Consider the following 13,087-nt stretch of genomic DNA (forward strand, 5'->3'; position numbering starts at 1 on the left):
GGTATTTCTTCCACTTAAATGTAGAAGAAATACCTTTTTTTTTACATTAAAAATGATAGCGAAGAAGAGTAGCCTTTATATTGCAGCTTCTCTAACTTCGCTATACTTTGTACTTTTTATCTTTGATCTAGTTCTATTAGTAGATCACCTGTAGAAATACTTTCCCCTGATGTAATCAGAATATCTCTTACTACACCTGTAAATGGAGATTGGACAGTTGTTTCCATTTTCATCGCTTCTGTAATTGCTAAAGTTTGACCTTTTTCAACTACATCGCCCTTTTTAACAAGTACATTTAAAACAGTACCTGGCATTGTTGCGTTAATATGGTTTGGATTACTAGTGTCCCCTTTTCTTTTTTGAACGACAGTAGATTTGACTGAGTAATCTTTAACCACTATTTCTCGAGGCTGACCATTTAATTCAAAGTAGATAACTCTTGTTCCATCAGGCTGAGCTTGACCAATCGAAACAAGTTTAACAATCAGTGTTTTACCACGTTCAATATCTACTTTAATCTCTTCATCTAATTTCATTCCATGGAAGAAAGAAGGTGTATCAAGTACAGATAAGTCCCCATAGCTTTCTACATTTTTTTGATAGTCCATAAATACTTTAGGATATAAGCAATAAGCTAATATATCAAAATTAGTAACCTGACGATTTAACGTCTTGAATAAATACTCCTCAACATCTTTAAAATCAATCGGTTTTAATGTCTCCCCAGCTCTTTCAGTCAATGGCTGTCTGCCTTTTAAGATGATGCGTTGTAAACTCTTTGGAAATCCTCCATGAGGTTGTCCCAATTTTCCTTCAAAAAATTCTATTACTGAATCAGGAAAATCGATATTTTCTCCTTTTTCATATACAGAATCTTCATCTAAATTATTTTGAACCATAAACAATGCCATATCTCCAACTACTTTAGAAGATGGTGTTACTTTAACGACATCTCCAAATAGTTGATTTACCCTACCATACATATCCTTAACTTCTTCAAATCGGTCTCCTAAACCAACACCTTTAGCTTGTTGTTTTAAGTTAGAATACTGACCACCTGGCATTTCATGTTGATAAACCTCTGTGTGTGGTGAAACCATACCACTTTCAAAGCTACTATAATACTTACGAACGCCTTCCCAGTAGGTTGATAACTGCTCTAAGCCGTTTATATTTAAGTTTATCTCGTTATTTGAACCTTTTAGAGCATAATATAAACTATTTGCACTTGGCTGAGAAGTTAAGCCAGACATACTTCCAATTGCGATGTCTACAACATCAACGCCAGCTTCGATTGCTTTTACATATGTGTATAACCCATTTCCACTCGTATCATGAGTATGTAAGTGGATTGGTAGATCTACAGTATCCTTCAATTCACTAATTAACGTGTAAGCAGCCTGAGGCTTTAATAAACCAGCCATGTCTTTAATAGCTAAAATATGTGCACCAGCCGATTCTAAATCCTTTGCAAGCTCTTTATAATACGCTAGATTATATTTTGTTCTAGTTGGGTCTAATATATCTCCGGTGTAACAAATCGATGCCTCAGCAAGCTTTCCACTCTCTCTTACAGCATCTATTGCGACTTCCATCCCTTTAATCCAATTTAGACTATCAAATATTCTAAATACATCGATTCCTGCTTGAGCCGATGCTTCAATAAACTTTTTAACAAGATTATCAGGGTAATTTTTATAACCAACTGCATTTGATCCACGTAAAAGCATTTGGAATAATACATTTGGAACTTGTTCTCTTAAATTTAATAATCTTTCCCATGGATCTTCATTTAAGAAACGGTACGCTACATCAAAAGTCGCTCCGCCCCACATTTCCATAGAGAATAAGTTAGGTAATAATTTTGACGTTTGTTCTGCTACTGTAATTAGGTCTTTTGAACGAATTCTCGTTGCAAGCAGTGATTGATGAGCATCCCTAAACGTTGTGTCTGTAAATAAAACATTCGGTTGATTTTTTAACCACTTCGAAAATTCTTCAGCACCTAATTTATCTAGTAATTGTTTCGTTCCACTTTCAGCATTTTTAATATGATTTACATTTGGAATGATAATATCATCATAAGCTGGTTTTTCTTTAACCGATATACCTGGAAATCCATTCACTGTTACATTGCCGATATAATTTAATAATTTTGTTCCACGGTCTCTTCTTTTTGCAAAAACAAATAATTCCGGAGATGAGTCTACAAAAGAAGTATTATACTCACCAGATAAGAAATCTGGATGTGTCGTAACATTTTCTAAAAAAGGAATATTTGTTTTAATCCCACGGATACGGAATTCTTTTAAATTTCGATTTAACTTCGCAATTGCGCCTTCGAATGTCAATGCATGAGTCGTTACTTTTACTAATAATGAATCATAGTAAGGTGTAATAACAGCACCTTGGAAGCTGTTACCCGTGTCTAACCTTACACCAAAACCTCCACCTGAACGATATGCCATAATTTTTCCAGTATCAGGCATAAAATTATTTAGTGGGTCCTCCGTTGTAACACGTGCTTGAACCGCAAAGCCAATTTTTGGAATCTCATCTTGCAATGGAATTCCTACTTTATCACTATGTAAACTATTACCTTGTGCAATTAAGATCTGTGTTTGAACAATATCAATTCCTGTAATCATTTCAGTAATTGTATGTTCAACTTGTACGCGAGGGTTAACCTCAATAAAATAAAAATCATTACCTGAAACTAAAAATTCAACTGTACCAGCGTTTACATATTCTACTTCTTTCATCAATTGAACAGCTGCATCACAAATTCTATTTCTTAAATCTTCACTAATCGAAGTACATGGTGCAACTTCAACTAATTTTTGATGTCTTCTTTGAATTGAACAATCGCGTTCAAACAAATGAATGATATTACCTTGGTTATCTCCTAATATTTGAACTTCAATATGCTTTGGATTTTCAATATACTTCTCAACATAAACTTCATCATTACCAAAAGCAGCTTTTGCTTCAGACTTAGCACGCTCGTATGCATCTTTTAATCCTGCATTCGTACGGACAATCCTCATTCCACGACCGCCGCCACCTAGAGCAGCTTTAATGATAATCGGGAATCCATAAGTTTCACCAAATTCCTTTACATCATCCAATGAGTTTACTGGTCCATTGCTACCTGGAATGATTGGCAAATTAGCTTGAAGAGCTTGCTGCTTCGCTTTAATTTTATCTCCAAAAATATCTAAGTGTCTTGAATATGGCCCGATAAAAATAATGCCCTCTTCTTCACATCTCTGAGCAAATTTAATATTTTCTGATAAGAATCCATATCCTGGATGGATTGCATCTACATTGTTTTTCTTTGCAATTTCAATAATACCTTCAATATCTAGATAAGCATCAATTGGCTTTTTACCTTTTCCAACTATGTATGCTTCGTCAGCTTTATAACGGTGATATGACCCTTCATCTTCTTTAGAATAAATACCAACTGTTCTAATTCCTAACTCAGTGCAAGCTCGAAATACTCGAATTGCAATTTCACCTCGGTTAGCAACAAGAACTTTTTTAATCTGTTTCGTGTAAGTCATTTGTGTAAGCCTCCTGTATTTATGAAAGATAATTATCAATAAATTAAGAATAAACTTTTTCAAAATGCATTTTTGAAGATTTTATAAAGTTTCTTTATGAATCTTATTTCGTATTGAAATATTCATTAAAATACCAACCATAGAAAGCATAACGATTAACGAAGTTCCTCCATAACTAACAAAAGGTAACGGAACACCCGTAAGTGGAATTAACGAAGTAACTCCTCCAATATTTACAAATGATTGAATGACGATGATTGCACTAATCCCTGTAGCTAATAATGAATCAAAAGAATCCTTTGATTGATGAGCTATTAACAATCCACGCCAAACAATTATGAATATACATAAAATAACTACAATTACTCCTATTAAACCTGTTTCTTCACCGATTATAGCTAGAATAAAGTCAGTATGAGGCTCAGGTAAGTAACCTAGTTTTTGAATACTTTTTCCTAATCCAACTCCTGTAAGCCCACCATTTGCAAATGCGATTAGCGAATTTACGATCTGAAATCCGATTCCTTGCGCATAGTCAAAAGGATTTCGGAAAGCTAAAAATCGATTTACTTGTACATCTGTTAATCCGATCCCTAAACTGATACAAATACTAATTAATGGATATAGTAATCCAATCCCACCAACGAATAGGAGAATTAATCTCTTAACAATAAAACCACTACAAAACGAAACTACAGCACAAGTACCGATTATTAATAAAGCTGTACCTGTATCCGGTTGTAATCTCAATAGGATGATATAAATAGCAACTATGGTCCATGGAGCAAATAACATTTTCCAGTTCTTTGTAATTCGCTTTTGTCTTTTGGAGTACCAACTTGCTAAAAGAACAATTGATCCTAATTTGATTAACTCGGCTGGTTGAATTCCAAATACCCAGCTTTTTGCATTATTTCTAACTTCACCAAAGAGTAGAACTGCAATAAGTAATCCTAAACTTACAGCCACATTTAATATCAAAGCAATTCTTTTTCTAAAGAAAGTTGCAGGTAAAAACATAAAAAAAACAAATGCAAACATCCCTACTTCAAAGGCAACTAATTGCTTATGAAAGAAATAGTCACTTGGCCAATGTTCACTTTGATAACGTATGGATGGTAATGGTGAGCTTGCACTATACACCATAATTAATCCAAATAAACATAACACTAATAATGGAACAAAAATCATATAATCAATATTTTTCAAATATTTTTTTAACATTACTTAATCATCCCTGCTTTGATTAATTATACTTTATGTATTCAACTATTTTGCTAAATTCCCTTTTTAAATAAAAATATTGTAACATAGATTAATAGATTTATTACTTATAACAATTAAAAAAATTCACAAAAAAAAGCTCAAACATTTAATGTTTGAACTTTTGTTGCTAATAATTATTTATTCTTTTGATCTGTAAACGCTTCATGTAGAGCAGATAGTTGACGCTCAAGTTCAGAAAGAAGTTCTCTACCTTGTTCTGCTTCAATTAAACCTAAACGAGAAGCAAAATCAATCTCCCTTGATAATCCAAACATTTGAGTATCTAAAACCTCTTCATATAGAGGGCATTGTGGCATCGTTAAATGATCAAGTTGCACATTTATTAATTTTAATATTTTTTCAGCATCTTTTTTTAATAATTCAAATGCTTTATCTTTGTAATCTGTTACAGCATCAGACCTCAATTTTCTCCCTCCGCTTCCGTACAAGCTATCTATTTAATATTATAGTTCTTTTTAGGAAAAATCAACTTAAATCAAAATTTTTGCAAATATGTCACTTAGAAAATTATATTTTGCAACAGTTTATTTATTAGAATTTTCTTATGTTAGGATGTAGATTTTATATTGTAATCTAATTTCTACAAAAAAAAACCGCTCATTAAATCACTAAAAAAAGCTGAAAACACAATAATACTTAAATGAAAATAAAGCGCTATCTTTGTTCAATTGTTTGTCTTTTTACTTAAAATAGTCGTACACTATAGGTAGACTTAGTACATAGAAGGAGTTTTATTATATGAGTGATGTTTTTCAATTAACTGGTAACGTTGAGTTTCCGTTAACGATTGATCCAAGTGTTTGGATTTTTGATGAAAGAAAGGTTAAGTTAGATAGTTTATTAGCTGGTGATTTGAAAAAGGTTGATGAGCTTGAGCAATATACGAAAAGTGTTTCAAAGCATTGGGATCGTGAAATTGTTGAAGGTGCGAAGGTTGATAATAGCCCTTTATATGCTACTCAAAAAAAAGAATGGCTTAAAGAATCATATGCAATGCCATTTTCTTATTTTATAGATAATAGTAATCCGAAAAATCGTGATTCAGAAGTTACGATCGAAACAGAAGGTGAATTAATAAAATTACCTTTTGAAACTGTATATGAAAGTTATTTAGCTTTTTCATACAATGGCAAGAGAATCCTTGAAGATGGGCCAGTACATTTATATTTTGCTGATACCACAAATAAAGAAACACCAATTACTTCAATCAAGAAAATTATTTTATAGTTAAAAACAAAAGCAACATCTTACTGATCGATTTTGGTAAGATGTTGCTTTTGTAAGCATTTAATTATTACAATATATCCGCTGCAAGTTGGGCAATTGATGAACGTTCGCCTTTTATTAGTTTTACATGTCCACTTATTTTTTGATCTTTAAATTTTTCAACTACATAAGTTAATCCATTGTTGTATTCATCTAAATATGGATGATCAATTTGTTCTGGATCCCCCATTAATACAATTTTACTCTTATCACCAACGCGAGTTAAAATTGTTTTTACTTCATGCCTAGTTAGATTTTGTGCCTCATCTATAATAATAAATTGCTCTGGGATACTTCTACCTCTTATATAAGTTAAAGCTTCTACTTCAATTGAGCCCATTCCGGCTAATATCGCATCAAGTTCTCCGGGTTTTTTCGTATTGAATAAGTATTCTAGATTATCATAAATCGGTTGCATCCATGGACGTAGTTTTTCATCCTTTTCACCTGGTAAATAACCAAGATCCTTTCCAACTGGAACAATCGGTCTAGCAACTAATAACTTTTTATAGCTTTGCAGGTCCTCACTTTGCATTAAACCTGCTGCTAAAGCTAATAAAGTTTTTCCGGTTCCTGCTTTTCCAATCAATGTGACTAATGGTATATCGTCTCGAAGTAGTAATTCTAAGGCCATGGACTGTTGTGCATTTCTTGGCCTTATGCCCCAAATATGTTCATTTGAGAAAACAAATTTCTTAATTTTTGTACCCGTTTTATCTACAACTCCAAGAGCTGAGCTCTTACCACCGAGAGCATCCTTTAACACGATGAATTGATTAGGATAAAATGGATGGTTCGCTATATCTGAAACAGGAAGTTCAGTTTTCTCGTAAAACTTGTTTAATAAATCTGTATTTATGTAATACTCTAAATAACCGGTATAAATATGATCGACTTCCACTACTCGATCACTTAAATAATCTTCAGCTAATAAATTTAATGCATCCGCTTTTACACGAACTAATGTATCTTTACTAACTAAAATCACTGTTTTTCCGCTTTCTTTTGCTTCTTCTTCAAGTGATAAGTTTTTTGCAACAGCTAAAATGCGATTATCGTTCGTTTTTTCAACAAAGATCTCTTGCAATTGTTGAAATGAGCGATGATTTAATTCAATTCTAAATGAACCACCGTTTTCAAGAGGAATACTTTCATGTAATTTCCCTAGTTCTCGAAAGCTATCAATAAGTTTGGATACATACCTAGCATTACGACCAACTTCATCCATATATCTCTTCTTTGAGTCTACTTCCTCTAATACAACAGCTGGTACAACTACTTCATTATCTTCAAATGAAAAGATTGCTAGTGGGTCTTGCAGTAGTACATTGGTGTCGAGAACATATATTTTACTCAATCCTTAACCTCCTGACTAAAAATAACTCAGATTAGAATAATTAGTTTTATTTCTAAATTGATTGGTCTTACATTTGGTTACTAGTCGAAGAATGGACGAACCGTTAATATATTATATGAAATTCTCTCTACTTTAGAATATTTTTTAATGTTTAAAGCTCAGTTGGATCTAAGACCACTTAAAACTGCTACATCTAATTTTTTTGCAGCCCTCTCATCATAAGTTTTTGCATACTCCGGTTCGACTGTTATTTTAGACCCATAAAACAATATATTTTTTACTTCATTAACTTCTACTTCTATACACGCTAATTTTAATGGAATCCCAGACATTTGCTTCGTTAAAATTTTTGCATTTCCTGAGATACTATAAACTGTTTCATTTGAGAATAAGCTTAATGATACCCCTTCAACCTTTTCAATATTTGATATAATTGCTGATCTTTGATCTACTGCAAATCGAATCGTTTTATCATCTAAAGCAGCAAGCCAAGAAATTGCATTCGTAACTGGTGCATTCTTTTCGGAGTTAAAAGTACTTAAAAAAACAATCTTTTCTTTATTACAATCTTCTAATAAGCTTGGTGATAATGTTTTCTCAATACTGTTTGCCATCACTATTTCATCTCCTTCAAATAAAGAGTATACTAATATAATTCAAAGTTTATTGAAAACTTCCTGCTAAAACCACTGTTTTCTAAAAATATATTCTAAAACCTGTTATAATTATGTTAACTTAAGTTCCATATATAAGGAGAGAAATTTCATATGAGAGTTAAATGCATGATTTGTGATAAAAGCGAATCTATTAGCGATGAATCACCTATTGCAAAAAAATTAAGAAATCGTCCTATCCATACATATACATGCTCTGAATGTTACGATCGAATTAAAATAAAAACAGAACAAAGAATTGCAACAGGAAATTTCCGTTTCTTAAAACCGGTAAAGGACAATGACGAGTGGTAAATTAAAGAAGCCAATTAGGCTTCTTTTTTACGTTGTTGAAAAACTTGTCAATATATTCCCAAATTTTCGTAAAAGGAGTTTAGTGTGGTTGATTTCCACTACAGGATGCTCGCTTTCCATGGGGCGGGACCTAAGCCTCCTCGGCGAGCCTGCGAGGTCTCAGCCTTCCCGCTTATCCCATAGGAGTCGAGCACCCCTCCGTTCCAATCAACTTATTCATTAAAAAAAGTTTACGATAAAATGCTAATCAAAAATCCTTTACTTAGAGTAAAATTACATTTTTAATCAGTTAATACTTCAATTAAGATCGAACATCAACTTAATTACTAATCATTTAAAATTATATATCTAAAAATTTCTCTTAATAATGTGTGCTTCTTAAATAAACAATTACTATAGTTTGTTGGTATATTAAAATTGTTGAAATACATTAACATTTAAATTCATTAATAGTTCATCCAAAAAGGAATTTTAACATCCATCAATAATGTTCCACCTAATAATGTTTTCCCTATAAAGCGTTTAATTTCACCATTCTTAAAAAAGAAGCCAACAGTGTTTTTTTGTGGAAATCCGATCAAGTCTTAGATATTATTTGCATTTATACATCCACTAAAAGTTTAAACAAAAAAACCTAGATTTATTTCTAGGTTTTTAATACTTCTCTGGATTCACTTTTACTTGATCTAAAAAGCAATCAATCATTTCAATTGGAAAGCGTGTAGTACGCTCTTTTTCTGATTGTGTAAATGTGATTAAATAAAAATCTTCCATTTTTTCTATTTTCACGTTAGATACTTGATGATCCTCTTTTAAAATCGAATCAAACATCTCATACGTCTCTTTAGCAGCTTCATCCGAAGGTCTACCTTCATATATAACTTTTATCGTTAACCAATTATATAAAGCGTCCTGAACAGATTTCATCTAAATACCAACTTTCTAAAAAGTGTTAGATTATGTAGTAGCATTATTCTTTTTTGATTGATGTAAACGAACCTTATATACACCTAACACGAAAACACTTGCAAGTAATGCTTCCACGATTGGTATCCTTAAAGCTAAGAAAGTAAGGAAACTACAACCGATCATAAGTAAAACATAAATGATTAAACTTTTAAGGATGCTCAATTTTTTTGCGAAACCTAAATGATATACCACAATACATAATACAACAATTAAACCATATAATATCCACATTGAAAGATGAATATCATGAGTTATATTTATTAACTGTGTAATGACAAATTCAAATCCCTTTGGAGCTTTTTCCAAATCCATATCCCCCTATTAAATAATAAAACTGAATACTTCTATTCGTTTTTAGACCGTCTTAAAATTCAACTTTTTGTACTTTGGTCTACAAAAATAAAACCGACTATCTTCTAGTCGGTTTTATTATATCATAATTATTTTAAAATTTAATTACTCTTGTTCAGCGAATTTTTTCTTTTTCGCTGCACGCTCACGCTCATTTTTATCAAGAAGCTTTTTACGTAAACGAATTGATGTTGGTGTTACTTCACAGTACTCATCATCATTTAAGTATTCTAAAGATTCTTCAAGCGTCATAATACGTGGTTTTTTCATTGTTGTTGTTTGGTCTTTATTTGCTGAACGAATATTAGTAGCATGTTTAACTTTAACAACGTTTACTGATAAATCATTATCACGGTTATGCTCACCAACAATCATACCATCGTAAACATCTGTTCCTGGCTCAAGGAAAATTACACCACGGTCTTCTAGACCCATAATTCCGTATGTTGAAGCTTTACCAGTTTCCATTGATACTAATACACCTTGACGACGTCCACCAACTTGACCTTGAATAGCTGGTTGATAGCTATCAAATGAATGGTTAATGATTCCATAACCACGAGTTAAAGTTAAGAACTCTGTAGTATAACCAATTAATCCACGAGCTGGTACCATAAATGTTAAACGAACTTGGCCGTTACCATTATTCACCATATCTCTCATTTCACCTTTACGAGCACCCATTGATTCCATGATTGAACCAGTATATTCTTCAGGAACGTCAATTTGTACATGCTCAACTGGCTCACATCTTACACCGTCAATCACACGAATGATAACTTCTGGTTTTGAAACTTGAAGCTCATATCCTTCACGACGCATGTTTTCAATTAGGATTGATAAGTGAAGCTCCCCACGTCCACTAACGATCCATACATCAGGAGAATCTGTATTTTCTACACGTAAACTTACGTCTGTTTGAAGTTCTTGTAATAATCTTTCTTCAATTTTACGAGAAGTTACAAATTTACCTTCACGACCAGCAAAAGGTGAATTATTAACTAAGAATGTCATTTGAAGAGTTGGCTCATCAATACGTAAGATTGGAAGTGCTTCTTGGTGTTCAGCAGGACATACTGTTTCACCAACGTTGATATCTTCCATACCAGATACTGCTACTAAGTCACCAGCTTTTGCTTCTTCGATTTCAATTCGTTTTAATCCAATGAATCCAAACATTTTTGTAATACGGAATTGTTTAACTGATCCATCAAGTTTCATTAAAGCAACTGATTGACCAACTTGCATTGTTCCACGGAAAATACGTCCGATACCGATACGTCCAACATAGTCATTGTAGTCTAATAATGTTACTTGGAATTGTAAAGGCTCTTCACTATTATCGATTGGAGATGGAATGTGCTCAATAATTGTATCGAATAGAGCATTCATATTTGGTTCTTGTTTAGAAGGATCAGATTCTAAACTAGAAGTTCCGTTGATAGCTGATGCGAATACAACTGGGAATTCTAATTGATCTTCATCTGCACCTAATTCAATAAATAAATCGATTACTTCGTCAACTACTTCATCAGGACGTGCGAAGTCACGGTCGATTTTATTTACAACTACGATTGGTGTTAAATGTTGTTCTAAAGCTTTTTTCAATACGAAACGAGTTTGTGGCATACAACCTTCATATGCATCTACAACTAAAAGAACACCATCAACCATTTTCATGATACGTTCTACTTCTCCACCAAAATCGGCGTGTCCAGGAGTATCCATGATGTTAATACGTTTACCTTCGTATTGGATCGCAGTATTTTTAGCTAAAATTGTAATTCCACGTTCACGTTCTATATCATTAGAGTCCATTGCACGTTCATTAACGTTTTCGTTTGAACGGAATGTTCCTGATTGTTTTAATAACTCATCAACTAACGTTGTTTTCCCATGGTCAACGTGCGCAATAATTGCTATATTGCGTAAATCTTCTCTTTTTTTCAAAATATATTCACTCCTAAAATGTCTACACATCTATTTTCATTATTAACTAAAACATTATAGCACATGCACACGGAAATATATCAAGAAAATGTTTAATCAAAAATATAAATTATTAATAAATATTTAGTAAAGTTTTACTTTTTTCAAATTTACATCCGATTCGACAAAGAGTAAAATAAGAATTATGAACAGGAGGATTCACCATGTCTAGCATAAAATTTAGACTTTTCTGCGTTGCAACTTTATCCGTAATCTTCTTAATTCTAGTTGGTATAATGCTAGCAGAACTAAGTACTATTGGCGCTGTTATTTCACTAATTATTTCAATATCATTAGTAGGTTATGGTTTTTCATTACGTGCTAAATTAAAAAGAGAAGGCAAGTTATAGTCTTCTCTTTTTTTTGAACACTGTCTACACAATAAAAAGAAGGCAAGTTATAAACCAAACTTACCTTCTTTTTATTATTTTTGTAGAAATTCGATATAATCAGTGAGCAATTCGTTATGTATCGAAGCGTTACTTACTAGCACTGAGCTTTTTTTAAGAATTGAAAGGCTTTCATTTTTGAGCGTAGTACATATTCCGCCTAGTTCTTCAACAATAATTTTACCCGCGGCAAAATCCCAAGGTGATAATCTTGGGGTGATATATGCATCAACCCTCCCCATTGCCACATAGACCATTTCCATCGCTGCCGAACCGTATGACCTACTTCCTCTAACTTTTCGAACAAGATTACTTAATTTTTCATGGTTTAAATAACGATTTTTAGTTAACCAAATAGCATTTACAGCTATAATAGCCTCTTCTATTACTACATTTTTCAAAGGTGTTAATTCGAGATCATTTAAATAAGCTCCTTCACCTTTTTTAGCAAAATATAGTTCATTATGTATTACATCCATTATAAAACCCATTTTACCGATTCCATTTTCATAAATACCTAAAGAAATCATAAAATTACGTTTTTGGTGAACAAAATTCATCGTTCCATCGATTGGATCAAGAATCCATATAACCCCAGTTACTTGATCCAAATCATCGCCTTTACCTTCTTCACCTAGTAAGTAATGATTTGGAAATTTCTTTTTTATTTTTTCGTAAAAGAATTTTTCAATTTCTTCATCTTTATTTGTTACTAAGTCATTTTCGTTTGATTTAGTATTGATTGTTATGGAGTCGTATAAAGAGCTTTTAATATTTTCAGCTGCCTCTTGAAGCAATTTCCTCGCGAATTGTTCAATTTCTTTCCAGTCTACATTCATAATTAAACACTCCAAACTCTACGTGCTAAAACTTATATTTAATGGTCCCTGTTTATCAGTTTACCAATTTAAACCTAAAAAAACCTAATGAAATGATTTTTATTTA

The 13,087-nt window shown here is 32.4% G+C and carries 12 protein-coding genes; 3 read left to right on the forward strand and 9 right to left on the reverse strand.

Annotation, left to right across the window (positions count from 1 at the left end; all coding sequences use genetic code 11):
- Positions 1-116: 116 nt before the first annotated feature.
- From pyc to COI44_RS05930, 3 genes are all read right to left on the reverse strand, one after another.
- On the reverse strand, positions 117-3,566 hold the full coding sequence (gene pyc / locus COI44_RS05920; protein ID WP_098427086.1) for a pyruvate carboxylase: 3,450 nt from the start codon (positions 3,564-3,566) through the stop codon (positions 117-119).
- 81 nt (positions 3,567-3,647) lie between these two features.
- Positions 3,648-4,790, reverse strand: coding sequence for an FtsW/RodA/SpoVE family cell cycle protein (locus COI44_RS05925; RefSeq protein WP_098427087.1), 1,143 nt, complete (start codon positions 4,788-4,790; stop codon positions 3,648-3,650).
- A gap of 176 nt (positions 4,791-4,966) precedes the next feature.
- The gene (locus COI44_RS05930) at positions 4,967-5,257 is read right to left on the reverse strand and encodes an Fpa/YlaN family protein (protein ID WP_069035558.1); all 291 of its coding nucleotides are present in this window, start codon (positions 5,255-5,257) and stop codon (positions 4,967-4,969) included.
- A gap of 334 nt (positions 5,258-5,591) precedes the next feature.
- Here COI44_RS05930 and COI44_RS05935 point away from each other — a divergent pair, with 334 nt between their 5' ends.
- Positions 5,592-6,080, forward strand: coding sequence for a hypothetical protein (locus COI44_RS05935; RefSeq protein WP_098427088.1), 489 nt, complete (start codon positions 5,592-5,594; stop codon positions 6,078-6,080).
- A 67-nt stretch (positions 6,081-6,147) separates the two neighbouring features.
- On the opposite strand, the gene COI44_RS05940 is transcribed toward COI44_RS05935, so the two are convergent.
- Entirely contained in the window at positions 6,148-7,476 is a 1,329-nt protein-coding gene (locus COI44_RS05940; RefSeq protein WP_056468520.1) for a PhoH family protein, read from the reverse strand.
- Between the two features lie 158 nt (positions 7,477-7,634).
- On the reverse strand, positions 7,635-8,090 hold the full coding sequence (locus COI44_RS05945; RefSeq protein ID WP_098427089.1) for a pyridoxamine 5'-phosphate oxidase family protein: 456 nt from the start codon (positions 8,088-8,090) through the stop codon (positions 7,635-7,637).
- A 153-nt stretch (positions 8,091-8,243) separates the two neighbouring features.
- Between COI44_RS05945 and COI44_RS05950 the strand changes: the two genes are divergently transcribed.
- Entirely contained in the window at positions 8,244-8,444 is a 201-nt protein-coding gene (locus COI44_RS05950; protein WP_056468526.1) for a YlaI family protein, read from the forward strand.
- 654 nt (positions 8,445-9,098) lie between these two features.
- Here the strand turns inward: COI44_RS05950 and COI44_RS05955 are convergent.
- From COI44_RS05955 to typA, 3 genes are all read right to left on the reverse strand, one after another.
- On the reverse strand, positions 9,099-9,371 hold the full coding sequence (locus COI44_RS05955) for a hypothetical protein (RefSeq protein WP_098427090.1): 273 nt from the start codon (positions 9,369-9,371) through the stop codon (positions 9,099-9,101).
- A gap of 30 nt (positions 9,372-9,401) precedes the next feature.
- Entirely contained in the window at positions 9,402-9,719 is a 318-nt protein-coding gene (locus COI44_RS05960; protein ID WP_286131616.1) for a YlaH-like family protein, read from the reverse strand.
- A 150-nt stretch (positions 9,720-9,869) separates the two neighbouring features.
- Positions 9,870-11,714 (reverse strand): translational GTPase TypA, encoded by a 1,845-nt coding sequence (typA, locus tag COI44_RS05965; RefSeq protein ID WP_179887021.1) that lies wholly within the window; start codon positions 11,712-11,714, stop codon positions 9,870-9,872.
- Positions 11,715-11,917: 203 nt separating this feature from the next.
- Here typA and COI44_RS05970 point away from each other — a divergent pair, with 203 nt between their 5' ends.
- Positions 11,918-12,103, forward strand: coding sequence for a DUF5325 family protein (locus COI44_RS05970; protein ID WP_069035553.1), 186 nt, complete (start codon positions 11,918-11,920; stop codon positions 12,101-12,103).
- A gap of 74 nt (positions 12,104-12,177) precedes the next feature.
- Here the strand turns inward: COI44_RS05970 and COI44_RS05975 are convergent, their stop codons facing one another.
- Complete coding sequence (locus tag COI44_RS05975) at positions 12,178-12,981, reverse strand: inositol monophosphatase family protein (protein WP_098427091.1); 804 nt, start codon at positions 12,979-12,981, stop codon at positions 12,178-12,180.
- Positions 12,982-13,087: the final 106 nt, after the last annotated feature.

This window comes from Bacillus sp. AFS088145 (assembly GCF_002564465.1).
GTDB lineage: Bacteria > Bacillota > Bacilli > Bacillales > Bacillaceae_G > Gottfriedia.